General features: G+C 67.9%; 23 protein-coding genes and 6 pseudogenes. 21 read left to right on the forward strand and 8 right to left on the reverse strand.

Annotated features, from left to right (window positions below; genetic code table 11):
• Positions 1-57 precede the first annotated feature (57 nt).
• Both K9S39_RS09915 and K9S39_RS09920 read left to right on the forward strand, forming a co-directional pair.
• Positions 58-1,116, forward strand: a complete 1,059-nt coding sequence (locus K9S39_RS09915) for an IS110 family RNA-guided transposase (protein ID WP_248862993.1) — start codon at positions 58-60, stop codon at positions 1,114-1,116.
• Positions 1,117-1,317, forward strand: a pseudogene (locus K9S39_RS09920) (transposase); the annotation flags it as partial. It lies immediately after the preceding gene.
• Here the strand turns inward: K9S39_RS09920 and K9S39_RS42940 are convergent.
• The 6 genes and pseudogenes from K9S39_RS42940 to K9S39_RS09945 all read right to left on the reverse strand — a co-directional run.
• Positions 1,310-1,660, reverse strand: a pseudogene (locus K9S39_RS42940) (DDE-type integrase/transposase/recombinase); the annotation flags it as partial. The pseudogenes K9S39_RS09920 and K9S39_RS42940 overlap by 8 nt on opposite strands.
• A 263-nt stretch (positions 1,661-1,923) precedes the next feature.
• Complete coding sequence (locus K9S39_RS42945; protein ID WP_406707897.1) at positions 1,924-2,217, reverse strand: transposase; 294 nt, start codon at positions 2,215-2,217, stop codon at positions 1,924-1,926.
• A gap of 68 nt (positions 2,218-2,285) precedes the next feature.
• A pseudogene (locus tag K9S39_RS09930) lies at positions 2,286-2,495 on the reverse strand (IS5/IS1182 family transposase); the annotation flags it as partial.
• 35 nt (positions 2,496-2,530) lie between these two features.
• Positions 2,531-2,857: a hypothetical protein gene (locus K9S39_RS09935; protein ID WP_248862994.1), complete on the reverse strand. Its 327-nt coding sequence runs from the start codon at positions 2,855-2,857 to the stop codon at positions 2,531-2,533.
• A 134-nt stretch (positions 2,858-2,991) separates the two neighbouring features.
• Positions 2,992-3,159: a hypothetical protein gene (locus K9S39_RS09940; protein ID WP_248862995.1), complete on the reverse strand. Its 168-nt coding sequence runs from the start codon at positions 3,157-3,159 to the stop codon at positions 2,992-2,994.
• A 1,263-nt stretch (positions 3,160-4,422) separates the two neighbouring features.
• On the reverse strand, positions 4,423-4,581 hold the full coding sequence (locus K9S39_RS09945; protein WP_248862996.1) for a hypothetical protein: 159 nt from the start codon (positions 4,579-4,581) through the stop codon (positions 4,423-4,425).
• A 138-nt stretch (positions 4,582-4,719) separates the two neighbouring features.
• Here K9S39_RS09945 and K9S39_RS09950 point away from each other — a divergent pair.
• The 5 genes and pseudogenes from K9S39_RS09950 to K9S39_RS09970 form a co-directional block, all read left to right on the forward strand.
• Positions 4,720-4,881 (forward strand): annotated as a pseudogene (locus K9S39_RS09950) (transposase); the annotation flags it as partial.
• Positions 4,882-5,050: 169 nt separating this feature from the next.
• Positions 5,051-6,091 (forward strand): annotated as a pseudogene (locus K9S39_RS09955) (IS256 family transposase); the annotation flags it as partial.
• Between the two features lie 240 nt (positions 6,092-6,331).
• A complete protein-coding gene (locus K9S39_RS09960) occupies positions 6,332-7,438 on the forward strand; it encodes an IS110 family RNA-guided transposase (RefSeq protein ID WP_248862997.1) in 1,107 nt (368 codons plus the stop codon).
• Positions 7,439-7,450: 12 nt separating this feature from the next.
• A pseudogene (locus K9S39_RS09965) lies at positions 7,451-7,663 on the forward strand (IS256 family transposase); the annotation flags it as partial.
• Positions 7,664-7,791: 128 nt separating this feature from the next.
• Positions 7,792-7,965 (forward strand): DUF6256 family protein, encoded by a 174-nt coding sequence (locus K9S39_RS09970; protein ID WP_248862998.1) that lies wholly within the window; start codon positions 7,792-7,794, stop codon positions 7,963-7,965.
• Between the two features lie 283 nt (positions 7,966-8,248).
• Here the strand turns inward: K9S39_RS09970 and K9S39_RS09975 are convergent, their stop codons facing one another.
• Positions 8,249-9,181, reverse strand: coding sequence for a LysR family transcriptional regulator (locus K9S39_RS09975; RefSeq protein ID WP_248862999.1), 933 nt, complete (start codon positions 9,179-9,181; stop codon positions 8,249-8,251).
• A 356-nt stretch (positions 9,182-9,537) separates the two neighbouring features.
• Between K9S39_RS09975 and K9S39_RS09980 the strand changes: the two genes are divergently transcribed.
• From K9S39_RS09980 to K9S39_RS10005, 6 genes are all read left to right on the forward strand, one after another.
• Positions 9,538-10,437: a GHMP family kinase ATP-binding protein gene (locus K9S39_RS09980; RefSeq protein ID WP_454894953.1), complete on the forward strand. Its 900-nt coding sequence runs from the start codon at positions 9,538-9,540 to the stop codon at positions 10,435-10,437.
• Positions 10,434-11,459, forward strand: coding sequence for a DMT family transporter (locus K9S39_RS09985; protein WP_248863001.1), 1,026 nt, complete (start codon positions 10,434-10,436; stop codon positions 11,457-11,459). The genes K9S39_RS09980 and K9S39_RS09985 overlap by 4 nt, the downstream gene beginning before the upstream one ends.
• Positions 11,456-12,439: a pyridoxal-phosphate dependent enzyme gene (locus K9S39_RS09990; RefSeq protein WP_248863002.1), complete on the forward strand. Its 984-nt coding sequence runs from the start codon at positions 11,456-11,458 to the stop codon at positions 12,437-12,439. Before K9S39_RS09985 ends, K9S39_RS09990 begins: the two co-directional genes overlap by 4 nt.
• Entirely contained in the window at positions 12,432-13,169 is a 738-nt protein-coding gene (locus K9S39_RS09995; RefSeq protein ID WP_248863003.1) for an alanine--tRNA ligase-related protein, read from the forward strand. Before K9S39_RS09990 ends, K9S39_RS09995 begins: the two co-directional genes overlap by 8 nt.
• The gene (locus K9S39_RS10000) at positions 13,159-14,385 is read left to right on the forward strand and encodes an aminotransferase class I/II-fold pyridoxal phosphate-dependent enzyme (protein ID WP_248863004.1); all 1,227 of its coding nucleotides are present in this window, start codon (positions 13,159-13,161) and stop codon (positions 14,383-14,385) included. The genes K9S39_RS09995 and K9S39_RS10000 overlap by 11 nt, the downstream gene beginning before the upstream one ends.
• 195 nt (positions 14,386-14,580) lie before the next feature.
• The gene (locus K9S39_RS10005; RefSeq protein ID WP_248863005.1) at positions 14,581-15,519 is read left to right on the forward strand and encodes a DMT family transporter; all 939 of its coding nucleotides are present in this window, start codon (positions 14,581-14,583) and stop codon (positions 15,517-15,519) included.
• A 125-nt stretch (positions 15,520-15,644) separates the two neighbouring features.
• On the opposite strand, the gene K9S39_RS10010 is transcribed toward K9S39_RS10005, so the two are convergent.
• Complete coding sequence (locus K9S39_RS10010) at positions 15,645-16,499, reverse strand: LuxR C-terminal-related transcriptional regulator (protein WP_248863006.1); 855 nt, start codon at positions 16,497-16,499, stop codon at positions 15,645-15,647.
• Between the two features lie 511 nt (positions 16,500-17,010).
• On the opposite strand from K9S39_RS10010, the gene K9S39_RS10015 reads away from it, so the two are divergent.
• The 8 genes from K9S39_RS10015 to K9S39_RS10050 are packed head-to-tail and all read left to right on the forward strand — an operon-like array spanning position 17,011 to position 26,621.
• Positions 17,011-17,760 (forward strand): thioesterase II family protein, encoded by a 750-nt coding sequence (locus K9S39_RS10015; RefSeq protein WP_248863007.1) that lies wholly within the window; start codon positions 17,011-17,013, stop codon positions 17,758-17,760.
• A gap of 47 nt (positions 17,761-17,807) precedes the next feature.
• Positions 17,808-18,677 (forward strand): isocitrate lyase/PEP mutase family protein, encoded by an 870-nt coding sequence (locus K9S39_RS10020; protein WP_248863008.1) that lies wholly within the window; start codon positions 17,808-17,810, stop codon positions 18,675-18,677.
• Positions 18,674-19,645 carry a 3-oxoacyl-[acyl-carrier-protein] synthase III C-terminal domain-containing protein gene (locus tag K9S39_RS10025; protein WP_248863009.1) on the forward strand — a complete coding sequence of 324 codons (972 nt, stop codon included), beginning with the start codon at positions 18,674-18,676 and terminating at the stop codon, positions 19,643-19,645. Before K9S39_RS10020 ends, K9S39_RS10025 begins: the two co-directional genes overlap by 4 nt.
• The gene (locus K9S39_RS10030) at positions 19,642-21,870 is read left to right on the forward strand and encodes an iron-containing redox enzyme family protein (RefSeq protein WP_248863010.1); all 2,229 of its coding nucleotides are present in this window, start codon (positions 19,642-19,644) and stop codon (positions 21,868-21,870) included. Before K9S39_RS10025 ends, K9S39_RS10030 begins: the two co-directional genes overlap by 4 nt.
• A 54-nt stretch (positions 21,871-21,924) precedes the next feature.
• Positions 21,925-23,133, forward strand: a complete 1,209-nt coding sequence (locus tag K9S39_RS10035) for an acyl-CoA dehydrogenase family protein (RefSeq protein ID WP_248863011.1) — start codon at positions 21,925-21,927, stop codon at positions 23,131-23,133.
• A 39-nt stretch (positions 23,134-23,172) separates the two neighbouring features.
• Positions 23,173-24,306 (forward strand): cytochrome P450, encoded by a 1,134-nt coding sequence (locus K9S39_RS10040; RefSeq protein WP_248863012.1) that lies wholly within the window; start codon positions 23,173-23,175, stop codon positions 24,304-24,306.
• Positions 24,307-24,361: 55 nt separating this feature from the next.
• Positions 24,362-25,426, forward strand: a complete 1,065-nt coding sequence (locus tag K9S39_RS10045; RefSeq protein WP_248863013.1) for a saccharopine dehydrogenase — start codon at positions 24,362-24,364, stop codon at positions 25,424-25,426.
• A complete protein-coding gene (locus tag K9S39_RS10050) occupies positions 25,416-26,621 on the forward strand; it encodes a saccharopine dehydrogenase C-terminal domain-containing protein (RefSeq protein ID WP_248863014.1) in 1,206 nt (401 codons plus the stop codon). The genes K9S39_RS10045 and K9S39_RS10050 overlap by 11 nt, the downstream gene beginning before the upstream one ends.
• Positions 26,622-26,691 lie beyond the last annotated feature (70 nt).

Here is a 26,691-nt window from a genome sequence, read left to right on the forward strand (position 1 = left end):
TGGCCAGGGCCCTCGCGTCTGTCCCGTCATCCGCGAAGCAGACAAGAGGACATCTCGATGGTGACAGTGGGGATCGACCCGCACAAGCACGTCCACGTCGCAGTGGTGATCGGTGCGGACGGCAGGCGGGTCAGCCGGCCGCTGACCGTCAAGAACGACGCGGCCCTGATCGGCGTACTACTCAAGTGGATCCGCTCAATCGCCGACGGCACGCCTGTCACCTGGGCCATCGAGGACGGCCGCGGCTTCGCCCGCCGCCTGGCCGACAGCCTGCTGCTGGCCGGCCACAAGGTGGTCTGGGTCCCCACCCGGCTGATGGCCGCCCACCGCAAGCTGCACGCCGCCACCGGCTCCAAGTCCGACCCCGTCGACGCCGTCGCGGTCGCCCATGCCGCGATCGCCACCCCCGGCCTAGACCGCCACCGCATCGACGAGCGCGTGCGCGAGCTGCGCGTCCTGGTCGACTTGCGAGCCGACCTCGTCAGGCGCCGAACGATGGTGATCAACCAGGTCAAGGCATACACGCACCTCTGGCTCGACCACACGCCGGGCGACCTCACCCGCCAGCCGGGCATGACCTCGTTGACAACGCTGCTGGACACCACTGAGACGAGCGCGCACGTTCGCCGGGTGCTGGTCGAGATGGTCACGGAGATAGCCGAGCTGAACGAACGCGTCCGCGGACTTGAGGCCACGATCCGGGAACTGGTCAGCCCGCTGGCCCCCGCTCTCCTGGAGATCACCGGCATCAGCCACGTCTCGGCAGCGGTCCTGCTCGCCGAGATCGGCGACATCACACGCTTCACCAGCTCGGCCAAGCTCGCCCGCTACACCGGCTGCGCTCCGATCCCGGTCTACTCCTCCGACAAGGAACGCCACCGCCTGCACCGAGGCGGCAACCGGCGGCTGAACAGCGTGCTCTACACGGCGGCCATCGTCCAGAAGCGGTTCCACCCCGGAGCACGAGCACTACTGGCCCGCCACGAGCCCCCCAAGGGAGCCCGCGGAGCCCGACGCATCCTCCAACGCCACCTGATCGACGTCATCCACCGCGCGATGACCCGGGACAGGGCTTCCTGGCAGCACCACGTCACCCGACATCAACTTGCTGCTTGACATAGAAGCGTCAACGGCCTGCTGCGGCAGTACTTCCCGAAGGGCACGGACCTGTCCCGCTGGAACGTGGACGAGATCGATGCTGTCGCCACCACCCTGAACTCCAGGCCCCGAAAGACACTCGGCTGGAAGACACCCGCAGAGGCCCTCAACGAACAGCTACTGTTGATCCAACAGGCCGGTGTTGCGACGACCGGTTGAACCTGGGCTGCGAGCCGCGATCGGAATGCACGATGCACCCGGCCACCTGGCCGCGGCGGGCGACGGCGGATTCCAGGGCGGTCACCGCGAGGCGGGACTTCATCCGGGAGTCGACGGAATAGCCCACGATGCGGCCGGAGAACGCGTCCTTGACGGCGCACAGATACAGCTTGCCCTCGCCGGTTTGGTGCTCGGTGATGTCGGTGAGCCACAACCGGTTGGGGGCAGTGGCGGTGAAGTCCCGCCTCACCCGGTCGTCGTGGACCGGCGGCCCGGCCTTGGCGTTCTTGCCGCGGCCCTTTCGCTTGCCGAAGGCGCTCCACCAGCCGTTGTCCCGGCAGATCCGCCAGGCGGTCCGCTCGGCCATCGCCTCGCCCGCGGCACGGGCCTCGTCGAGGAGGAACCGGTGCCCGAACTCGGGATCGTCCCGGTGCGCGTCGAACAGGGCGTTGGCCCGATACGCCTCGGCCAGCTCGGCATTGGTGACCCGACAAGCCAGCCACCGGTAATAGGGCTGGCGGGCCAGCCCGAGCACCCGACACGTCACCGCCACCGGCACCCGCACGGGCACATCGGCGGCGGCCAGCTCATGGACGAGCGGGTAGATCATTTTGCCGGCAGGTTCGCCTGCGACAGGTAGGCCGCAGCCCTCCTGAGCACCTCGTTCTCCTGCTCCAGCATCCGGATCCGCTTGTGGGCCTCGCGCAACTCAGCCGACTCGCTCGAGGTGGTCTCTGGCCTGGCGCCCTCGTCGGTGTCGGCGCGGCGCAGCCACTTCGTCAACGAGGCCGGATGGACGCCGAAGTCGGCGGCCACCTGCTCCAGGGTCACTCCGGGCTCACGGTTGCGCGCGACCCGCACGACGTCCTCGCGGAACTCCTTCGGATACGGCTTGGGCATTGCAACATCCTTCCAGCCCGCCTCTCAGCAAGCCAGGTCAGGGGTCACCAAACCCTGCAGCAGTCCCGTGCAAGCTGCCGCAGCGTCAGGTTCGTTCGCCAGTAAGCGGTGAGCAGGAGCACTCGGTCGGCCAAGGGAAGGCTCCAGGGTCGGCCTGCGCGGGCATGGTCGATGCCTTCGCGCCGGAGCGCGTTCACCAGTTTGGTGAAGGATCGCGGGCTGAGCCCACTGAACGGCGCTATCCAGGACGGTTCCGCTGCGGTGATCACTTGAGGCATGCGGTGAGGATCTCACCACGTGCTCGTGGCACCGCTCAGTCCTGCGAACCCTCCGTGAGCAGGGACTGCAACCGTCTCACCTCAGCGATCAGGAGAGGTACGTATTGACGGGCACATGCGATGAAGTCAAGATCTGCATCCAACTGCCGGTCCGGGCCGAGAACCTGCCGAGCGCCGACGAGCCGGTTGACATAGATTTCATCATCTTCCTCGCCATGCTCGGGGTCGACCTGGATGAAGCTCCCGCCCCCTGTCGCTCCGCGCGTCTCCAGCCAAGGCACCCACGGCCTCCGGCGATGCGGCTGCAGCCGCTCAGCCATCGCATCAAGGTCGGCTTCGGAGAGTGCCTCGTCCATGGACATGCTCAGATCATTCATCCCAGTCAACCCGCAATCCATAGCGCAGAACTGACGCCTCAACCGTCACACCCGTGACGGGACAGGCCACACCCCGCGGCGCCCACGTGCGCATCACCCGCAGCGGGTGGTGCGCTCATTCATGCTGTCTCTCGGTTTGCATCGGTCCAGCCGTCGACGAGATCCAGAATGGTTCCCAGTGTGCGAATGTGGAAGTACTCGCGCCCCCGAACGGGTTTCTCTCCGGCGTCCCGCATGGCGGCTATACAGGCGTCCTCCAGCTTGCGTGCCTCGGGATTGCCCTCCATCAGACGAACGATCTGGTCAAGCCCGTCACGCTCGTGGTGAGATAGGCGTAGACGCGGGTTTCCGGAAGTGATGCCGAACTTAACGACCTCGTTTACGTCATCCGTGACGACGTAGAAGACGTCCCAGGCCTTACCTGCGCAGATGCGGCATATGCCGCACCCCGCGCGGACGTTACTCGGGGTGGGCGTTCCCGTATGCCCCTTGGCGCACCGCACCTGATGCGGCGCGTGATTGCCGAGCCACTTCGGCTCAAGGACCGTTCCTCCGAGCTTGGCAACCCTTACGCGGAAGGCGACCTCGGCGGTCTTCGGGTCCTTTCCAGCGCAGACACGGCAGATCCCCTGCCCCCGCTGGACACCGGACGGCCATGGAGCACTGACGTGGCCCTGGGCGCATCGGACTCGATGCGGCGTGGTCGCTCCAAGCCACTGCGGCTCAAGGACAACGCCCCCAGCTCCGCGACCCGGGCCCTGAACTTCGCTTCGACGATCTCTGGGTCCCTCCCGGTGCAGGTTTGGCAGATGGCTGCGCCACCTCGCACCAGGGCCGGCCTGGGGCGGCATTCATGCCCGTTGGGGCAGCGAACCCGGTGCGGCTCGTTTGCGCCGAGGTACACCGGTTCCAGGAGTGATGCGCCTACCATTGCAAGAGCGCCCCGGAAGGCGCCTTCGGCCACCTCCTTATTGTTTCTGGCGCACGTGGAACAGATTCCTTCGCCCTGCTGTACGTGGGCCGGTCGCGGTGCGCATTCGTGCCCGTTGACACAACGGGCACGGTGAGGCTCGTGGTTACCAAGCCAGCCCTCCTCAAGCACGATCCCGCCCAGTTCAGCCACCCGTTCCCGGAAGGCTGCCTCGGCCTCCTGGGAACGCGCCTGGTGGGCGCAGGTGCGGCAGATGCCCTTGCCGGCCAGGACATTGGTCGGATAGGTCGCGTGCTCGTGTCCCGCCCCGCATCTCACCCGGTGAGGTTTCCGGGTGCCGAGCCACTCGGGTTCGAGGACCTCGCCACCCAGGTCGGCCACGCGCGCTCGGAACAGTGCGTCGGCTCGCATGGAGCTCGCCCTCGACGCGCTCACGACCCACTCACCCTGTGCGAAGCCGGAACGTTGCCCACCTCTGAGGGCGGGGTTGTCGCCTGATCCTCGGCAGGGTGGTGCTTGTCTGCCGGAGTGGTTGCGGGCGTCACGCCGCTGGTCATGTCTCCCCACGTACATCTCCCCATGACAGGGGATCATCGCAGGGGCCACTGACATCCGAGTTTCAGGCCGCACTCTCGCCAGCCCCGTTCACGAGCCGGCCAAGAAGCATGGCGGCGGTGTCGTCGGTCCTGCGGATCACCGTGTAGACCATGTCGGGCTCAGCAATGGCCGTGCCGATGTGAATGCCGCAGCACGAGACGACGTTGCCCTCCTCGTCCAAGACGAGGAAGCCCGTCGTTCCTACAGGGCGCCGGGGTCTTGAGAGTGGTGTGCCGGCACATGCTGGTCATGATGGTGCCCAGCCGTCGCCCTGAAAGTAGTGGGGCTCACCGTCGACATCGGCGAGGCCGGCACGCGGGAGCACAACCGGTCCCACAAGCAGGTCCGGGCCCGTGTCGAGCACGTCTTTGCCCGCATGAAGACCTGGAAGGTCCTCCGCGACTGCCGCCTCAAAGGCGACGGCGTCCACCACGCCATGCTCGGCATCGCCCGGCTACGCAACCTCACCCTCGCCGGATAGGAGAGTGGCCCGTACCTCGGGCGATCACAGCCCAGGCCACTCGGAGAGAGCAATGCTCATGACCTGTGGATCGGCCTCGGGTAGGACGCGAAGGGCGTACCTTCCCGAGTGATCGACTTCTGGTCATCGAGTAGGCCGACGTTGCACCGTCGGTCGGGAAGGCACGCCCGTGCTGAGCGTAGTGAATGCCGATGGAACGACCGAGACCGGCTCCCTGATCGACGACATTGTCCGCGAGGGCGCGAGGCGGATGCTGGCCGCTGCCCTGGAGGCCGAAGTCAACGCCTATATAGGTGAGTTGGCTGATCAACGTGACGAGCACGGGCACCGCCTGGTCGTCCGCAACGGCTATCACCAGCCGCGGTCGGTGACGACCGTGGCCGGGGCGGTCGAGGTGAAGGCGCCGCGGGTGAATGACAAACGTGTCGATGAGGCGACGGGTGAGCGCAAGCGGTTCTCCTCGGCGATCCTGCCGCCGTGGTGCCGCAAGTCCCCGAAGATCAGCGAAGTGCTGCCCTTGCTCTACCTGCACGGCCTGTCGTCGGGCGACTTCGTGCCCGCGCTTGAGCAGTTCCTTGGTTCCTCGGCCGGCCTGTCCCCGTCCACGGTGACCCGGCTGACGGCCCAGTGGCAGGCCGACCACAAGGCGTTCGGCGAGCGCGATCTGTCCGCCACGGACTACGTCTATGTCTGGGCCGACGGCATCCACCTGCGGATACGTCTGGAGGAGGCGAAGGCCGCGGTCCTGGTCGTCATGGGCGTGCGCGCGGACGGCACCAAGGAGCTGATCGCGATGGCTGACGGCTACCGCGAGTCGTCGGAGTCCTGGGCCGGCCTGCTGCGGGACGGCCAGCGGCGCGGCATGCGTGCTCCCGTCCTCGCCGTCGGCGATGGCGCACTCGGTTTCTGGAACGCACTGAACGAGGTCTTTCCCGAACCCCGCCACCAAAGGTGCTGGGTTCACAAAACGGCCAACTGCCTCGACAGCCTCCCGAAGTCGGCCCAGCCCGCTGCGAAGAAGGCCATCCAGGACATCTACAACGCCGAGGACCGCGAGCACGCGGCCAAGGCCGTCGCCGCGTTCGCCAAGCAGTACGGGGCGAAGTTCCCCAAGGTCGTCAAGAAGATCGTCGATGACGAGGCCCAGCTGCTGGCGTTCTACGACTTCCCGGCCGAGCACTGGATCCACCTGCGGACCACGAACCCGATCTGGGTGTTGTACTTCCCCTACCAGTCGGGGAGTTGCTCCCCCGGCTGGCGCTCGAAACGGCCCGCCCTGACTCTGAATCCGATTGGCGCCGGAAGGTTGCCTTTGATTCGAAGTGTCGGGCGGGCCGTCGGCGTGGCCCCCGGACGCCTGGCTTGAAGAGAGCCTGTCCGACTCAACCCAGATCTGCCGACGTCGCGGGGCCGCGCTGCCACCGTATCGGCAGCAGGGAAGGCACAGGAGTTGGAAGCACGCCATGGCGTCGCCGGAATCGACCCGCACAAGCACAGCGCCACCATCTCGTTGGTCGACCGGAGAGGCGAAGCGGGGGAAGCCGCTTCCTTCGCCGTCACGCCCGACGGGATCACTGAACTGTTGGGCTTCCTCAGCGACAGTGAGTTGGTGATCGACCGGATCGGTATCGAGGGATCGTCCAGTCTGGGACAGCCACTCGCCCTCGCCCTGGCCGCGGCCGGGTACGACGTGCGCGAGGTGCAGCCGAACCGCACCGCCGAACGCCGCAGGTGCCGACGCCGCGCCAAGACCGACATCGAAGACGCGGAAGCAATCGCCCGCGAGACACTGTCCGACCCGCACCTGCCCCCGGCCGGCAAGCACTCCGCGCCGGATGCTGTCTGGGACGAACTCACCGCCATCCATGACTGGCGGTCCTCCCTGGTCCTGCAGCGGACACGCCAGCTGAATGAGGCCGAGGCCGTCCTCGTCTCGCTGCCCATGGCCATCCGGGCCGAGCTTCCGGCGACCAGCCGCGTGCTGCCACAGTTGGAGGCGCTGGAGACCATCGCCCGGCAGCAGCCCGAGGTGTCTTCTGCGACCTTGATACACATCGACCGGCTGGTCGCCGCCCTCAACGACATCCGCTGGCTGACCCGGCGGATCAAAGACCTCGACAAGAAGGTCCCCGCGCTGCTGTCCATGCTGGGCTGCACGCTGACCGAAATCTGCGGCATCGGCACAGTCACCGCCATGGAGCTGTTGGTCGAGGTCGGAGACCCGTGCCGGTTCCGCACCGAGGCCCAGTTCGCCCGCTGGTGCGGTGCCGCTCCGCTGGCCGTCTCCTCCGGCGAGGGCCACGGCCGGGCCCGCCGCCACCGGCTCGACGTCGGCGGCAACCGCAAGGTCAACTCTGTGCTGCACATCGTGCACGTCACCCAGGTCCGCTGCCACGAGCCCGCTCGCTCCTTCATGGCCCGCAAGATCAGCGAGAACGTGCCCAAACGGTCCGCGCGCCGAGCCCATAAACGTCAACTTGCCAACGTGATCATCCGACACATGTGGAAGGACGCAGAGCGTCGAACCGCTCAACCACCCGCATACAGGGCAGCTTGACAAGAGAGCTTCGAGTCGACCTTCGCGGCTGTCCGACTGCGGACGAAGGTCACCAAAGGGGCCGGTTCCCGAGCGGCCGCTCTGGCGATGGTGTTCAAGCTCGTGGAGTCCGCCCAGGCCCGCTGGCGAGCCGTGAACGCACCCCACCTCGTCGCTCTCGTCCGAGCCGGAGCCCGCTTCGAACGCGGCGAGCTCGTCGAACGACCCGAGGCCCTCGCAGCGTGAACAACCTCAACTGATCCACAGGAATTGACAATTACTCACTCGGAGATCTCTTACGGGACAGCCCTTAATACTCAGGCACAAATAACCGATCGGTACACCGCTGCGGTCACCAATCTGGGTAGCGAGCAATGGCCGTGATGGTCGGCTATGACCAGGGTGTGGCGTGCCTGGGCGGGGATTTTCTGGCGAATGCGTTCGCGGGTGCCGCGCTGCTCGTGGGGATCACCCTGCCGGTGTTCTACGTCGCGTCCTGGATGGTGGTGGCCGTGCGGCGACGATCGGCGGGCGCGCCCAGACAGTGATCAGCCGGACGCTATCCCGTGGAGGGGTTACGGACCCGACCCGCCGCCGAGCTGGTCCGGGCCCGTGTCAGCACGCCTCAGGGGTGGAGTACCCGACCTACCCGGCCCCGGCGGTCTGATCCCGGCGCACGGGACGACTCGTCCGCGAACTGTGGCCCTGACCAGGGAACTCTCCCCATCAAGGCCACAGCTCCTACGGGCGAAGTGCCCGCTCCTGCCAGCGGATTCCCGAGTGGCCCCGCGTGGGTGTTCCCGCGTGGGTGAGCACGCAGGGGAGGGGCCGTCAGGGGCGGGCGGCGTTCCCCAAGTGCTGGAGCATGAGCCGGATCGCGGGCACCGACTCGTAGGCGGGCAGGGTCAGGGCGACCACGGCCCGCTCGATAGTGGGAACGATCGGCGCCAGGCGGATCGCCTCGGACCGCATAGAGCTGAGCGCAAGCTCCGGCAGCACCGCGACCCCCATGCCCGCGCCGACCAGACCCATCACCGTGGGGTAGTCATCCGTGGCCAGATCGATCCTGGGGGTGAACCCGGAGCGCTCGCAGAGCTTTACCACATGGCCGCGGCAGCTCGCGCAGCCGACGATCCAGGTCTCGTCGGCGAGATCGGTGAGTTCCAACTTCCCGGCGTCGGCGAGTCGATGGCTCTCCGGGAGCAGGCCGACCAGCCGGTCGGTCAGCAAGGGGTGCACGACAAGACCGTTCCAGTCGGTGCCCGCCGCCCTTTCCGCGTCCGGGGTATCCGGATGGGCGCCGGGGGGCTGCGGATACCGGAAGGCCAGGGCGATGTCGCAGTCCCCGTTGCGCAGCATGTCGATGGCGCGCGGCGGGGTGGCCTCGTTGAGCGTAACCTCCACCTCCGGCTGGGCGGCGCGCACTGTGGCCAGGGCGGGCGGGACCACGGTGGAGGTGCCGCTGAGGAAGGAGACAAGCCGCACACGGCCCGCGTGCAGGCCCGCGATGGCCGCTATCTCCTCCTCGGCCGCGGTCAGTCTGGTGAGAACAGCAGCGGCGTGCCGGGCGAGTATCTCGCCGGCTTCCGTGAGAAACGCATTCCGGCCCGAGCGGGCCAGAATCGGCGTGCCCACAGATTTCTCAAGGGCTTTTATCTGCTGGCTGACCGCCGGTTGCGTGCACCTCAGCTCACGTGCGGCTGCGGTGAATGAACCGGCCTGCGCTACGACCTGCAGTACACGAAGGTGCCGGGGCTCGATCATGCGGCGAGCATACGGAATTGCCGCATTGATGATCAACCCCATCAACCCCATGAGCCGCGGCACCGAAACGGCTGAGTAATCCTTCCGAGAGCTCCATCCCAGTACTGCATGCCACCAAGGTCATCCCATCTCCAGGTAAAGATGCGGGATGCAGGGAAGTGGAATTTACAACTCCAGAGGGCCTCGATGGCAGCCTGAACTGGTGCAGATCAGACCACAGTTGAGCCCACGAGGCGCCTCAAAATGCCCAAACAGGGTAAAATGGACGAAAAATTCTACACCCAAAAGAACATTTATAGGAGCCCAAAGGGAGTCTTGGATTGCGATCCTGATCTTGGACGTATAGAACTGTCCGCATGCCTGCCGAGATAGTAACCACGGTCCATGGCACTTTCGGAGAAATTCTCCAGGGGTATACCTTTGGTGCGCATGGGTTCGAGCATTTTCTCTTTACTGCTCCAGTCGAAGAGTTAAGAAGCAGGGCGCGACTGCGCCCACATGACGGCACCGCGGAAAGACGGCTCCATGTCACTCCGAGCGACCGGTCCAAGGCCCTTTCCGCTTTTGAAATGCTGAGCGCCGAGCTGGGACACGGTGCCCTTAACTGCACCATCGAGATCGAGTCCAACATCCCGGTGGCGAAGGGGTATGCCAGCTCTACCGCGGACATTCTGGCCACCGCTCAGCTCTGCATACGCAGCCTGCACCCGGACACCCCGGACGAGGTCGTGCAGGCGCTGGCGCTCTCCGTGGCCCGGCAGCTGGAGTACGGCGACTACCTCCTGCACCCCGGCGTCGCGGCCTGCGCCCAGCGCTCCCAGCGGCTCCTGGCCGCCTACCGCACGGATCTGCGCTGGACCATCGTCGGCGTCGACGAAGGCGGCTGGGTGCGCACCGAGGAGTTCCACCAGGAACGCCCCGAGGATCTAGGCAAAGCCCGTGTCTACGAACAGCTCTTTGCGCAGCTCGACACCGCTCTGCGAGCGAACAATTACGTGGCCGCGGCCGAAGTTGCCTCCCACAGCGCCGAGTTGCACAATGACCGGCTGCCCAAGAAGTCACTGGACGACCTGTGGCGGATCCAGAACGAGCTGGGTGCCCTGGGCATCTGCGTCGCGCACAGCGGCACCCTCGCGGGGCTCATCTTCTCCCGTCATCAGCCGGACCACGACCTGCGGGTCCGGGAATGCCGATCGGAGCTGGAGTCTTGGGGATACTCCAGCGATATGTTCACCCTGAAAGAGGAACAGCGTTGACGACCAGCACCACCAGCACGCCCCCGGACCCGGGAGCCGCTCCCGAGCCGGCCGACGCCCCGCCCGCCGCGCAGGCCCCGAGCCCACCGCCTCCCCGGACACAGGCCCGCTACCAGGGCATGGTGCTGCTCGCTGTGTGCTGTCTGGCTCTGGGCGGTGTGTTCGTACGGATCAGTGAGGTCGGCCCGGTCGCCACCGGCGCGTACCGTTCCCTTTTCGCCATCCCGCTCCTGCTCGGGATGTCCGTCGCCCTGGCGCGGCACGCGGCCAAGTCGGTCGGCGCCGCGCAGAACCCGGGGGAGAGCGGCGCCCCGGCCAAGCAGGCCAAGGTCACGCCGCGCGACCGCTTCCTGATCGTGCTCGGAGGGCTGTTCCTCGCGGCCGACCTGTGCCTGTGGAACATCTCGTTCCTCTACACCTCGCTGGCCGAGGCCAATCTCCTGGCCAACCTCGTGCCGTTCATCATCGCCCCGCTGCTGTTCTTCCTCTTCGGGGACCGTATTCCGTGGAAGCTTCTCTTCCCGGCGCTGCTGGCACTCGGCGGCTTGTACATCCTCGTCATCCTGGGTACCGGCCTCGACCCGGAACACTTGCGCGGTGATGTGCTCGCCCTGCTGACCGCGGTGTTCTACGCCCTCTTCCTCGTCGTGACCAAGGGCCTGCGCGAGCGCTACGAGGCGACCCGCATCATGGCCACCCTGAGCCTGGCGTGCGCCGTGGCCTGCTTCGTCGTCGCGGCCGTCCTCGGAGAGAGCCTGTGGCCGACGACGGCCAAGGGCTGGCTGGTGCTGATCGCGCTCGCCGTGACCTCACAGGTGCTCGGGCAGACCCTCATGGCGCACGCGGTGAAGTTCCTGCGGCTGCAGCTGGCCGCCGTCTATGTGCTGCTCCAGCCGGTCGCCGCGGCCGTGTACGGCTTCGTCCTGTTCGGCCAGGAACTCAGCCTGGTCCAGCTGGCGGGCATCGCCATCCTCCTCATCTCCATCTTCTGGGCCAAGAACCTTTTGGAGGGCCGCTCATGACCATCGAGCATCTGGCCTCCGCGCCCGCGGACCACGTCGATCCCTACGCCGTCATCGACGAGCTCAGCCGACTGACCACCCTCAACGTCGGACGCGTCGACGACACCCGGCTCAGCCTGCGCGCCGTCCACGGCAGCCCCGCCACCGAGACCAGCTTCAAGTCGATCCTCGGACTCGGCCTGCTGCTCCTGGCCAAGGAGCGGGGACTGCTCGCCGAGGGCCGACCGGTGATCGAGTCCACCTCCGGGTCACTGGGCCTGGGCCTCGCGGCCGCGGGCCGCCTGCTCGGCCACGAGGTCCATCTGGTGTCCGACCCCGGAATCCCGGCCGTGACCCGGCGCAAGATCGAGCTGGCGGGCGCCGTGCTGCACCTCGCGCCCGAGCCGCACCCCGTACTCGGCTTCCAGCAGGCCCGTGACGACCTGCTGCAGATGCTGCGGGCACAGCACCCCGACTACTACTGGACCAATCAGAACGACAGCCCGCTCAACCCCGAGGTCTACAGCCGCTGGGTGGTCCCCCACCTGATGCGCACCCTGGACTTCTCCCGTATCGCTGCCGGGATCTTCTGCGTCGGCAGCGGCGGTCACTTCTCCGCCCTGTCCGCCATGCTCGATGCCAAGGGCATCCGTTCCTACGTCGCGGACCGGCACGGCTCCATTACCTTCGGCGGCGACCCCGCCCCCAGCATCCTGCGGGGCACCGGCAATCAGAACCGCATACCGGCCGTCATCGACTCCGTCCGGGACCGCGTGACCGGAGTGTTCGAGGTATCCGACGCCCAAGCCTGCGCAGGGGTCCAGGAGTTGGCGGCCCGCGGGATCAGTGTGGGCGGCTCGTCCGGCGTCTGCTACATGGGAGCACGGCAGCTGGCCGCCGCTCTGGGCCCGGACGCCGAGGGCGAGATCCTCACCTTCTTCGCCGACCGCGGTGAACTCTATGGCACCACGCTACTGACCTGGGGAGACAGCAGTGATTGAAGCCGCCCTGTGGAGCTCTTGCCCACCCACCAAGCAGCTCTACCACCACGATCCATATGCGACGACGGGCACCGCGACGGTCCTGGCGGCCAGTGATCGCTACGCCATCTTCGACCAGTCCGTCTTCTACGCCGAGTCCGGCGGCCAGGTCGCCGACCAGGGCACGGTGAACGGGCAACGCGTCATCGACGTACAGAAGGCAGGTGGCCGTCCGTTCCAGCTGCCCAACGGCGAAGTCGCCACCATCGAGGCGGTGTTCTACCACGAGTTCGAGGAGCCCTGCGCCCTCACCGTGGGCGAGCAGGTCACGATGGAGATCGACTGGGAGCGGCGGCTGCACAACATGCAGATGCACACCCTGGCGCACTTCCTCTTCCACGCGACGGGCGAATACCTGGAGTCCCAGGGCCTGACACGGTCGACGCGCGGCTGCCACATCAGCGACAGCTCCGCCCGCTTCGACTTCAACTGCGCGATCGCGACGGACGCCGTCCCTGGCATCCAGGAACGCGTCGTGGATCTGCTGGCCGGTTCCCCGGAGGCGACCGTCGACCCGCTGCCCGGCACACAGGACGTCTTCGTGTGGCGCTCGGGCGACATCGAAATCCCCTGCGGCGGTACGCACGTCAGCCACCCGAAGGAGATCCAGGGCAAGGTGACCGTGCGCCGCCGGACCAAGGGCAAGGGCGGTACCCGGCTCTATGTCGAACTGGACCGGAATGCCGAATGACCTGGGGGCGGCGATAGCGCGGGAGCCCGCGCTCTCCCACGCCGGCGCGGCCGCGCACGTTCGGGCACCGGCGCGGCCGCGCTTCATCGCCGACCTCGACCTGCTGCGGGCCCGCCGCACCCTGAAGTGGCGGATCGGTGCAGACGACCCCGACCGCATCTGCCTCGGCGTCGCCGAAATGGACCTGCACCCACCGGAGTTCCTGCGCTCCGCTCTCGGCGAGGCCCTCGACCTCGGTGAGACCGGATACGGGCTGCCCGAGGCGCAGGAGGCGGCGTGCGGGAGCTATCTGGCCGAGCACCATGACGCCCACGTCGCCGGAGTGCGCTGCACCACGGACGTGTTGACCGGGCTGCGCACCCTGATGCGGTCCGGCCTGGCGCCGGGCAGTCCCGTCATCGTCGAGACGCCGGTGTACGGCGACCTGTTCACGGTGGTCCGTGAGGCGGGCCTCGAACCGGTGGCCGTGCCCCTGATCCGCACCGACGCGGACTGGCGGCACGACTGGGCGGCGCTGGCCACCGCGGCCCGCGAAGGCGCCCGGGCCTGGATCGTGTGCCAGCCGCACAACCCGGTGGGACGAGCCTGGACGCTCCAGGAGATGTCCCAGGCCATCGAGGTGTGCCAGGAGCATGAACTGCTGCTCCTCGCCAATGAGGTGCACATTCCGCTGGGGATGCCCGGCCGCCCGGTGCCCTCGGCGTTCGCGGACACCGCCATCCACGGGATACGCGCCTTCGGGCTCACCTCCGCGTCGAAGGCGTTCAACATCCCCGGGCTCAAGAGTGCGACCGTCTACGGCTCGGAGCACTCCGCCGCGGCCCTCGCAGAGCTGCCGCTGAGCCTTCTGGGACGGCCGGGCAGCCTCGGCACCATCGCCACCGTCGCTTGCTACCAGCAAGAGGGCGTCGCATGGCTGGACATCCTGCGCGAGGAACTTGCCGAGCGGGTGCGGCTCGTCCTCGACGAACTGGCGAGCCTGCCCGTGCGGATCTCCGCGACCGCCCCCGACGCCACCTACCTGGTGTGGGCCGAGATCGCCGACGAACAGGACGCGCGACGGCTGAGCCAGGCGCTCGACACGAGCGGCATTCACGTGCTCGCCGGGGAGAGCTTCGGCGGTAGAGCGTACGACCGCTGCTTCCGCATCAACGCGGCGAGCCATCCGGCAGTCCTGCGCACGGCCTTCACCCGGCTGCACGCCGCGCTCCGCTGACGGGAGTGTGTTGCACGCTTGCTCCACCATTCCTGAAGACCTCCAAGCTGCTCATGCGCCTCCCCGTCCGCCGCGATCACTACGAACGGATCCAGCCAAAGAGATGCCTATTGCGCGAGATCTGGCGGTGATCTACTGATGGCACATACACATGACTAGATTGCTCGTATGAATCCATTGAGTGAGCGTTCCGGAATGGACCGTCCCGCCCTGCTTGCTGCCTCGGTCACCGTAGTCTTATGGGCTTCGGCCTTTGTATCCATTCGTGCGTCGGCGGACCATTTCGGGCCCGGTGCCCTGGCCCTCGGGCGGCTTGCAACGGGCTCCATCGCGCTGGTGTGCGTCCTGCTGGTCAAGCGGGGCGGTGTACCGCCGCGTAAGGCGTGGCCCGGGATCGCATGCTCCGGAGTGCTCTGGTTCGGGTGCTACATGGTGGCGTTGAACTGGGGCGAGCAGCTGGTCGACGCCGGCACGGCTGCCATGGTCGTCAACATCGGGCCGATGGTGATCGCGGTGTTGGGTGGCTGGCTGCTCAAAGAAGGGTTCCCGGCCCTGCTGCTGGCTGGCATGGCGGTGTCGTTCGTGGGCGCGGTCGTGGTGGGCTTCTCCACGTCCGGAGGCGGTTCGTCGTCTGTGCTGGGCGTGGCGCTGTGCCTGCTGGCCGCTGTTGCCTACGGGGCCGGTGTCGTATCGCAGAAGCCCGCACTGCGGCATGCCACACCGATGCAAGTGACAACGTTCGGCTGCCTCATCGGCACCGTGGCATGCCTGCCGTTCAGTGGGCAGCTCGTCTCGCAGGTGTCCGCGGCGCCGCTCTCGGCGACCCTCAATGTCGTCTATCTTGGCCTGTTCCCGACTGCCCTCGCCTTCAGCACGTGGGCCTACGCGCTGTCGCGGACCAACGCGGGCCGGTTGGGGGCGACCACGTACGCGGTGCCCGCGGTCGTCGTTCTCATCTCCTGGGTTGCCCTGAAGGAAGTGCCCGGCTGGGTCACGCTCCTAGGTGGTGTCATCTGCCTGGGCGGCGTCACCGTTTCCCGGCTGCGCCCCAGCCGCGCCCCTCAGACGCCGCCGACTGCAGCCCCGCCGATACAGGACAGCGTCCCGTCTTCCTCAGCCGAGCCGACACGTTGACCCGAGGGCGGTGAAGGGACGCGCACACGGGCGGCCCTTGCCCGCCTCCCCGCATACGCATAAGCGCCCCCCTGGAGGTTGTCCTCCGTGGGGGCGCTCATCATGTGGCGCTCACGGCATGGCCTTCACAGCACGAGCGTAGTCTCGTCTCTGCCCAGCAGGTAGCCGAGCTGCAGCCGCGTATGTGCCCCCAACTGCTGCTTCATCGTTGCGATATGACCTTGCAACGACCGTTCGCTGATGCCGAGCCGGCGCGCGATCCGCTTGTCCGAGTAGCCGCTGATGAGCAGCCTGCTGATCGACTCGCGCAACGACGGGATGACGTCGTCGGCCGCCTTCGCGGCGTGCAGGGGGACGAATGGGAAGGACTTCGCGCGGTCCCAGGAGCGTTCGAAGGTGTCCTTGAGGAAGCGCACGATCGCCGGCTCCCTGATTGCCAGTCCCGTGGTGCGGCTCTCGTTGGCGGAAATAAATGCCACGGAGTCGTCGACGATGATGAGACGGTCGAAGAATTCAGCCAGGGTCCGTATCCGTACCCCGTAATTGGTGACCGCCCGCACATAATTCTTCGTCGCCTCATCGAAACGCGTCGTGTGCTGATAGAGCGTACGCATAGCGACCCCGGCCTCGATATGGCGACGCACGGATTCCAGGGCCGTATCGAGAACTGGTCCGGGGCGAGGGCCATCAGGTTGGGCTGTCAGTATTTCACGATGTGCGCCGTTGAGTGCCTCGTCGATGGCGGACCTTATCGCGTCCAGCCCGTGAAGGTATGAAATACGAGGCTCTTCGGGAATTGGTGCATCCTCCAACTCCTTTGTTTCGCTGACGTCAATGGGGTGTCTGCCGGTTCGTCGGTGCAGCGCACTCAGCTGTGCAGTAATGGATCGCAGGGCGCTCTCCAGTCCTTCCGGCCGCATGGACACGTTTGCGTCAACTTGCACAAAATGATCCCCATTTGAGCGCTCTGCCGAGCTCACGACTCCCCCTCTGATGTCCGTTATTGGCATCTACGCCCTAGAATGTGTCCCTCAGTTTCCGGCAGTGCGGAAACCTGAGCCATCTTAAAGCTTCAATCCGGGCTTGCGGCAAGGAAGATTGAAGCCAAGTGATCAGCTTGAGCCGCGCTCGCTTCATGAGTCGGTGAGGGGAAACCCCCTCTCCATCTACTGGTCATTTTCCTCGAGTCCTACGTGCGCAGACGGAAAGAGAGGTGTAGGGTACATGCGGTCAAATCCTTTGCCCTTACGCATGCCCGGACGAGCTTCGCTCTTAGTGCGTGCCAGATTCGCCGCTACAGGTGTTCTGATGGGAGCGTTGGGGTTTTGCGCACTTCCGCACATGGTCTCTCAGAACCCGGCCGAAGCGGTAACGCTCGCCGACGTCGGCTGGAATGCGACCGGTCCCCGGCCGGCTTCCTGAACGCCCCATGGTGCGAGAGATCGGTGGATTGCTGTGACTTCTTCTCCGTGGTTTCTGCGCGACTCGGCAGTGTCTGAGCGCGCTGCCCGCATCTACTGCTTCCCCCACGCAGGAGGCAACCCGCGCTCGTTCCTCGGCTGGCAGCGGGATATGGGGGACGATGCTGAGATCGTCGCGGTCTGTCCCCCAGGCCGTGGCCCCCGCTACCAAGAGCCTGCCATCACCGACGTGATGGAGCTCGCCGACGGTGCGGCGGCCTCCATTGTCGCCACTGCCGACCGGCCCTTCGTCCTCTTCGGACACAGCTTCGGAGCGGTCCTGGCCTTCGAGGTCGCACGCCGCATTGGCGGTCTGCCCGACTTCCGCCACTTGGTTGCCTCCGGATGCGCGGCGCCGGCACTGCTGCCCACTCGGCGCGTGGTGGAGGCTGCGCGCCTGGAGGGCCGTGCGTTCACCGAGGCCGTCGGCTTCTTCGGCGGACTGCCGCCTGAAGTCATCGCCGACGAGGCATTGCAGGATCTGCTGCTGCCGCATCTGAAGTCCGACTTTCGCATGGTCGCCCGGTACACCCACCGGTCGGCCACCCCCCTGCACGTCCCCGTCACTCTCGTCAACGGAGCCGACGACCCGCACGTCAAGGAAGCCGATCTCGAACTGTGGGCGCGCGAATGCACCGATGAGCCAGCCCAGCACTGGCCCGACGGCGGCCACTTCTACTTCGACGGCAGGCCCAGCGCCATCACTGACCTCCTTCGGCCGCTCGTCCGTGCCGAACATGGCGCAAATCCGCCTGCCAGCATGCATGTTGAGGTTATTTGAGAAGTGCCTCACACCTGGCTCACGAGCACCGCAGAGGGGACACCACCATGAACCGCTCCGCCACAGACCAGTACCGACGGGCTGCCACCTTCCACAAGCTCCACGAGGGTCCCGACCCCTTCGTCGTCCCTAACCCGTGGGATGCGGGCACCGCACGCATCCTGACCCGGCTCGGCTTCCCAGCGCTCGCCACGACCGGCGCGGGCCTGGCCCACGGCCTCGGTCAGCCCGACGGCTCCCTTGCCCGCGAGACCATCCTGGGCAACGCCAGGTCGATCGTCGCTGCGACCACCCTGCCGGTGACCGCAGACCTGGAGAGCGGATTCGGTGACACCCCAGAGGAGGTCGCAGAGACCATCCGGCGCGCCGCCGCGGCGGGCCTGGTCGGCGGCTCGATAGAGGACTCCACCGGTCGCGCCGATGACCCCGTACGCCCCCTTGAGGAGGCCGTCGAGCGCGTGGCCGCGGCCGTTGCCGCTGCCAGGGAGCTCGACTTCCCCTTCACGGTCACTGCGCGGGCTGAGAACTTCTTCCAAGGTAGGCCCGATCTGCCGGACACCATCCGCCGCCTGAAGGCGTACGAAGCGGCCGGCGCTGATGTGCTCTACGCGCCTGCGCTACCGGACGCCGACGCGATCCGCGCGGTGTGCTCCTCCGTAGGGCGCCCGGTCAATGTCCTGATGGGTTCGCCCGCACTGCCGCTGACCGTGGCCGAGCTCGGCACCCTGGGTGTGCGACGGATCAGCGTCGGCTCGGCACTGTCCCGGGCCGCACTCGGCGCCGTCGTCTGCGCGGCGAAGGAGATCCGTGACTTCGGCACCTTCGGGTTCGGGGCCGACGCAGTCCCGTACCCCGAAGCCAACAAGATGATGGCGTTGGTCCACCCGGCCGACCCAGAGAGTGATCCCGCACGGTGAATGTCGCCCCGGTGTATCTGTCCAGCCCCCGCTACGTCCTCGGCGAGACCGAGCACGAGCACACCTCGATCGAGAACCTGCTCCGCAAAGCCCACGAGTTCGGCATGCCTCCCAAGGCATCGATATGGGGCTGGGGCAACGTCCGACTCACGGACGAGAGCCTGGAGACCCTGGCCGTGCGCAGCGGTCTGGCGGCGCTGAACGCCGCCGGGACCGCCCCCTCGTCCGTTGACTGCCTCGTGCTGTGTTCCACAGAATTCCCCGGCGGGCCCCGTACCCACGGACAGTTCGTCGAGACGGTGATGTCCGGACTCGGCCTGGGCAACGCCGCCTTCACCGGCATCACCCTTAACCGCTGCACCAACCTCCTGGTCGGCCTGCGCACCGCACAGGCCCTCGTGGCCGCCGGACACCACCGCACGGTGCTGGTCGTCACCACCGACCGGATCACCGACGAATCGGTGCGGATGGAGAACTTCGCCCTGTTCAGCGACGGCGCCGCCGCCGTTCTGGTGAGCGATGCACCCCAGGGCCAGGACTCCTACGAGATCGTGGCCGGGGCGTCCGCGCAGGAAACCCGGGCCCTGGAGTGGACCAACGAGATCAGCTCGGACCTGGCCCGTGCGGTCAACGAACGCATCCTCGACGCTGCCGACATGAAGATCGGCGACATCGACGGCGTCCTGCACCCCAATCTCTACAAGCCCATCGTCGCGCTCAAAGAACGTCAGGCCGGATTCACGCAGGAGCAGTTGTTCCTCGACAACATCCCTCGCCTTGGCCACTGCTTCGCCGCCGATCCGCTCATCAACCTCGCGGACCGGGCCACGGCCGGGCAGCTACGGGACCACGGCCACTACCTGCTGGTGGCGAGCGTGCCCGGCGTCCGGGTAGGCGTGCTGCTGCGCAAGCTGCCCGCCGCACCGACATCCGAGGCGGCGGCAACCGAAACCCGGGAGCTTCGATGAATGTACACACCGGATTCCCCCTTCCCGACCTGACCACCTCACTGCCCCGCGCCCCGTTCCACTTCAGCCCGAAGGCCGCGAGGGAGGCTACGGCGGTCATCGCCGGGAAACCCGCAGGCATCTTCCGGCAGCTGCTCGGCGACCAGGAGAGTGAGACCACGCTGCTCGTCGCCCGCCGCACTCTGGAGGCGTTCCTCACCACCGCTGAGCCACAAGCCTGCACGGACGCCGACGCCATCGCCGCGTGGGTGAAGCAGACCCGCACCGAACTCGTGCCGGCCGTCACCGCGCTGCGTGAGGCCGCCCCCGAGACGCGCGAGCTCGTGCTGCGCCAGCGCGCCCCACTCACGCTGCTGGGTTGCTGCTGGCTCGACACCGTCTCGCAGGCCGCCACCCAGCCGTCCGTCATCGTCAACCAGCTCTTCGGCCAGCACTTCTTCCTGCAGGGCGAGGGCATTCCGCAGCGCGGACAGCTGGCTCGGCGCCGTCGCGCCCTGGCCGAACTGGGCGTGCACTTGCCCGAGATCGAGGCCGCCGACTTCCTCCGACAGGCCGCGGTCCGCCCGCTGACTGCCCTGCACGCTTCCTTCTACCTCGCGCTCTCCCGGCTGCCCGCCTCTTTCCTGCCGGAAGTGCTCGGCGTGCACTATGCCATGGCCGCACTGGGCGTCGACGACCTGCTCTTGGGCACCGAGCCGCACCTGCCGGAGGCCGAGGCCCGCGCTGTCCTGGCCGACTACCTTGCGCTCACCGACCAGTCACCGACTGGGGACGAGGACCGGCGTCGCATGCTCGCCGCCATCGCCCTCGTCCTGCGGCTAGAGCATGAGCACACCACCTTGCTCACTGAACTGGCCACCTGGTACGAGGGGCTCTCCCTCGACGCCAGGGTCGCGCAGATCGTAGCCCGCCACGCGTCATTCGCCGGCCGCCAGCACCGCAGCGTCCGCATGGGCGACCGGCGGCTGTCCGACTGGCTCGACGGCGAGCCTCTCGACCTGGCCGAGTTCGTCGCCGAATTCCGCGCCTCGCGGCAGATGAAGCCCGCCCGCGACGGAACCTGCCGTTTCCTGAAGTCCATCAAGTTCGGCGGTCCGATGTTCGGCATCTTCGACGAACGTGAGGCGGCCACCTTCACAGCATGGGCGGAGACGATCTCAGCCGGCGAACCCGCTGACCTCGACTTCGTCCCCAATACCGCCGGAGACGACCGGGCCGTTGGCTGGGCCGAGGCCCTGCGCGGAGCAGAACCTCAGGACGTCGTCATCGCCGATGCCGAAAGCGGGCTGGAGGACCGGCAGTTGTTCCACCGCATCGTCAACGTCGAGCAGTTCGCCCACATCATGGCGGCTGCCCGGGACCGAGCCGAGGCCGGTCTCGCCGATGCGGAACTCCTCTTCACCCACGGAGCCGACGGACGGATCACCAACGCCGAGTACTTCGACTACACCCCCGAGGCGCTCATGGAGCGCGTCGAGCGCATCTACTGGGACAAGTTGGTTAACCCCTACCAACCGCTCACCGAGATCCCCGACCGCGACGAGGTTATCTTCGAGCAGACCACCTACGCGCTCGCCAGCCTTGTCGACGGCAGCTGGGCCCACCGCATCGGCAACCTCGGCCGCAACCACCGGCAGAGCGACGCCATGCTGTTCGCTATCTACGCCGACGAAATGGGCCGCGGCGACATCACCAAGAACCACATCACGCTCATCCACCAGGTCCTCGCCAGCATGGACATCCACCTGCCGCACATCCGGCAGCCGGAATTCCGCAACCAGGGCGACCTCCCCGACCCCACCTACGGGTTCTCCATCCACCAGGTCTGCCTGTCGCTTTTCCCCGACACGCTCTACAACGAGATCCTCGGCTACAACCTGGGCATCGAGATGTTTGCCCTGGGGGAAATGCGGCTCCACGAGATACAGAAGCTGCGCCGGCACCACCTCGATGTCTCCTACGCGGAGGCGCATCTGTCGATCGATAACTTCTCCGCCGGCCACGCCCGGCAGGCGGCCGACATCATCGTCTCGTACCTCGACGACGTGCGGCGCAACTCCGGCGACGAGGCCGTCCAACGGGAATGGCGCCGCATCTGGCGCGGCTACGCCTCCTTTGCTTACTTCGTCGAGCGCCAGCTGGTCAAGCAGGTCCGCGAACAGCAGCAGGCCCCGGCCGCTCCCTCGCCCGCCGCCCCGGCCGACAGCGTTGACCTGGTCATCTGACCCCCGTGCACCATCACTGAACCACTCACCCTCGTCCTCGCACGGAGAAGCACCTTGGAACTCACCACGAGCTTCGACCCGGAAATCCTCGGCCTCCCCTTCTACGACGACCGGCACCGTCGCCTCGCCGACGCCATAGGCACTTGGTGCGACGGCCGCACCGCACTGTGGGACGAGGTCCGCGCGGAGGAACCGGACAAGGCCGGGCTACGCCTCGTACGGCAGCTGGGGGAGGATGGCTGGCTCGCCTTCCTGGACCCCGACTCCGAGCCCGATGCGCGACCGGGCGACTACCGCACCATCTGCCTCATGCGTGAAGCCCTCGCGTACGCCGAGGACCTGGCCGACTTCGCCTTCTCGATCCAGGCGCTGGCCGCAACTCCGCTGATCCGCTTCGGCAATGACGAACAGAAGCGCCACTACCTGCCGCACATGGCACAGGGCTCGCTCGTCGGCGCCTTCGCAGTCTCGGAGGAGCAGGCGGGCTCCGACGTAACCGCCGTCGGCCTCGCCGCCGCACGCACCGACGACGGTGGTTACGTCCTCAACGGGCACAAGGCATGGATCGCCAACGGCACCCTCGCCGATGTGTACGTCGTCATCGCCCGCACCGGCGAAGGCCCTGGCCCCCTGGGCCTGACGGCCTTCCTCGTGCCCGCCGACACCCCCGGTGTGCGGGTCCGCGACCGGCTGACCCCGGTAGCCCCCCGCTCGTTCGCCCACCTCGCCTTCGAGGAATGCCGGGTGCCACGCGAGGCTGTGCTGGGCAAGCCCGGTAAGGGCTTCGTCATCGCCATGGACCTGCTCGAACGCTTCCGAATGACCGTGGGCGCGGCGGCGCTCGGCTTCGCCCGCCGGGCCGCCGACACCGCCCTGGCACGCGCCCGCACCCGGCAGGTCGGCGGGGCCTCGCTCATCGACCAGCAACTGGCGAAGGTGTCCCTGGCCGACATGGACGTCCAGCTGAATGCGGCCGCCCTACTGGTGGCCCGCGCCGCCTGGGAGGCCGATCGCGGCAGCCCCGGCTTCGCCCGCCACTCCAACATCGCCAAGCTCCACGCCACCGAGGAGGCCCAGCGCATCGTCGATACCGCCGTCCAGCTGCTCGGTGCCTCGGGCGTCGTCAAGGACAGCGTCACCGAGCGCCTGTACCGGCAGATCCGCTCCCTGCGCATTTACGAGGGCACCTCTGAAGTCATGCGGCTGACCATCGCGGGAACCCTCGACATGCGGCGTGCGGACCGTGCCGCCCGGGCCCTTTGACCCCCCAGTTCCGCCGTTCCACCAACAAGGAGTTCCCGGGTGACCACCCCGATCGAAGCGGTCCGGCTGCCAGACCCGTACGGCTACTACGCGACTCTGGTGACTGAGCGTCCCCTGGCGTTCGACGAGGCCGTGGGCGCCTGGGTGGCGTGCGACGCGGCGGCGGTACGAGCCGCGCTGGCCTCCGGTGCCCTGAGGGTGCGCCCAGCCGTTGAGCCGGTGCCCGCCGGAATAGCCGGGACCCCCGCCGGTGACGTCTTCGGCGACCTGGTGCGGATGACCGACGGCGAACTCCAGCGCCGCCTGAAGGCCGTGGTCGTCGACGCGCTGGGGTACGTCGATCCAGCGCGCGTCGCCGGCCTGGCGGCAAAGCGGACCCGCGACGTCCTCGCGGCAGGCAGTCGACCGCCCTTCGAGGAGCTGATGTCCGGCGTGCCCGTCAGGGTGGTGGCGGCCCTGTGCGGCCTGGACCAGGGGGCGGACGCCGAAGCCACCCGGTTCATCGGCGACTTCGTGCAGTGCATCCCGGCCTCCGCCACTCCCGAGCAGCAGAAGACCGCGGCGCTCGCGGCCGGCCGGTTACAGGAGCTACTGGGGCCCGGCATCGAGCAGGGGGAGGGCGGCACGGGTCTGCTCGCCGACCTCGTACGGGCCGCGCACCGTGCCTCCTGGTCCCGTACCGCGCCGCTGCTGGCCAACGCGGTCGGCTTCCTGTCCCAGACCTACGACGCAACGGCCGGCTTGATCGGCAACACCCTGGTGGCGCTGGCCCGCGGTGCGCAGGTGCCCGCCGACCCCGCCGATGCCGAGACGTTCGTCCGCGAGGTCGTACGCCACGACGCGCCGATCCAGAACACCCGCCGCTTCGCCGCCGAGCCGTTCCGCCACGGCGAGGCCGAGATCGCGCCGGGCGAACACGTGCTGGTGGTCCTCGCAGCCGCCAACCGCGACCCGGCCGCCAACCCCGATCCGCACGCCTTCCGGCCCGGCCGCATGGACCCCGCAGTCTTCACCTTCAGCGCCGCGGCCCACCGCTGTCCGGGGGAGACCCTGGCCGTCACCATGGCTGTTGCGGTCGTCCGCGAGCTGCTCGCGGCAGGGTTCGACCCGGCGGAGCTCCCGACCGAGGTGACCTACCGGCCGCTGGCCAACGCCCGCATCCCGGTGCTCTAGCCACCGCACGACTCCCCCACGCACAGCAATCCCTCGAAGAGAAAGTGCGAAGCTGATGTCGGACATGCCACGCCTGTGGATGCGACACGAGTCCCGTACCAGTGAGCGCAGGGCACCGCTCGTCCCCGAGGACGCCGCGCGGCTCGTCGCGCACGGCGTTGAGATCACCGTCGAGGAGTCGCCGCAGCGCGCCTTCCCGCTCACGGACTACGTCGCAGCCGGCTGCCGCACTGCGCCGGCCGGCAGCTGGACCGATGCCCCACGGGACCACTACATCCTGGGCTTGAAGGAACTGCCCGACGAACCCGCTTGCCTGATCCACCGTCATATCTACTTCGGCCACGCTTACAAAGGCCAGGCCGGCGCCCGGGAGCTGCTTGGCCGGTTCACGGCCGGTGGCGGAACACTGCTGGACCTGGAATACCTGACGGACAACGACGGCCGGCGCGTGGCCGCGTTCGGCTACTGGGCCGGCTACGTCGGCGCGGCTCTGGCCGTGCTCCACCACCGTGGCCTGCTCCGGGCCCCGCTGCGCCCCCTCGACCGGGCCGCACTGGACGCCCAGCTCTCCGACAAAGGATCCCCGGCGGACGAGAGAGCCCTGGTGATCGGTGCGCTTGGCCGCAGCGGCCGCGGCGCGTGCGACGCCCTGGAGGCGGCCGGCATCACCCCCACCCGCTGGGACGTGGCGGAGACCCGCGCGCTGGACCGGACGGCGCTGCTTGGCCACGACATCCTCGTGAGCACCGTGCTCACCACACGGGCCGTAGCACCCTTCCTCACCGCCGCGGACCTCGACGACCCCAAGCGCCGCTTGTCCCTCATCGCGGACGTCACCTGCGACGTCACCTCCGAGTGCAACGTCCTGCCGGTCTACGACGAGATCACCGACTGGGAGCACCCGGTCCGGCGGCTACGCGAGGGTGACCGGCCCGCCGACATCATCGCCATCGACAATCTGCCCTCGCTGCTGCCCATCGAGTCCAGCCGCGCCTTCTCGGCCGAGCTGCACCCCCAACAGTTGCGCCTGAGCGACACCGACCCAGTCTGGGCGCGCGCGCTGCTCGCCTTCGAGACCGCGGTCGCCACCAACCACGAAGGAAGCACCTATGCCCATTAGCCGGAACACAAGCGAAGGGGTCGCACCGGTCCCCGCAAGCGGCACCGTCCACTGGATCGGCACCGGCCTGTCCACTGGCCCGTCTGGCCTCGGCCTGCTGTGCGACCGGGCCGAGCGCGTGGTGCTGTGGGACCGCACCGCCGAGCGCGCCGCCGAACGCCTGGCCGCCCTCGGCCTGGCCGGCCGTGCCGAGGTCCGCACGCTCGCGGATGACGCCCTTCAGGACACGGTCCGCGCCGGCGATGTGGTCGTCTCTATGCTGCCCGCCGCCGAACACCCCCGCCTGCTGTGCCTGGCCGTCGACCGCCGGGCCCACTTCGCCTGCACCAGCTATGTCTCCGACGCCATCGCCGAGCAGGCCGCGGTCGCAGCCGAGGCGGGCGTCGTGGTACTTACCGAGGCCGGACTCGACCCGGGCATCGACCACCTGATGGCACACCGGCTCATAGAACGCGCCCGCGTGGCGGTCGGCGACACGGCCGAGTCGGTCGACTTCACCTCCTACTGCGGCGGCATACCCGCCGTTCCCAACGACTTCCGCTACCGCTTCAGCTGGGCGCCCTACGGCGTTCTGGCAGCCCTCGGCTCCCCAGCCCGCCACATCGACGAGGGCCGGGAGCGCACCGTCGTCCGCCCCTGGGAGGCCACCCGCATCCACCGCCTCGGCGGCGAGGATTTCGAGGTCTACCCCAACCGCGACAGCATGCCGTTCGTGGCCCACTACGGCATCCCGGACGGCTGGCAGCTGCGAACCTTCGTCCGCGGCACCCTGCGCAACGCGGGCTGGCGGCAGGCATGGAGCGATGTCTTCTCCACCGTGACCACTGGCGAGCAGGAGCGGATCCGTTCCCTGGCCAAGGACCTAGCCGCCCGCTATCCCACTACCGACGCCGACCGCGACCGCGTGGTGCTCTCCGTCGGGCTCGACGTCCGCGCCGCCGGTGGCGAGCGCTGGCAGGGTGCCTACCTGCTGGACCTCACCGGCGACGAGACCGAGAGCGCCATGGCCCGCCTCGTGTCCCTGCCGCTCGCCCTCGGTATCACGCGGATGCTGGCCGGCGCGTTGCCTGCTGGCCTGAACCGCGCCGCGGAGTCCGCCGACGAGGCCGCCCGCTGGATGGAGTTCCTGGACAAGGCCGGGCTGCGCAGCACCTTCGCCGACAGCGTCCCCGCCCCCCACAGAGAGAAGGCATAACCACGATCCCACGCCTCGGAGCCTCCGTTCTCACCCCCTGTTGACGTTCGGCCCCGGGAGCGCGGTCGAC

It is taken from the genome of Streptomyces halobius (assembly GCF_023277745.1).
Taxonomy (GTDB): domain Bacteria; phylum Actinomycetota; class Actinomycetes; order Streptomycetales; family Streptomycetaceae; genus Streptomyces; species Streptomyces halobius.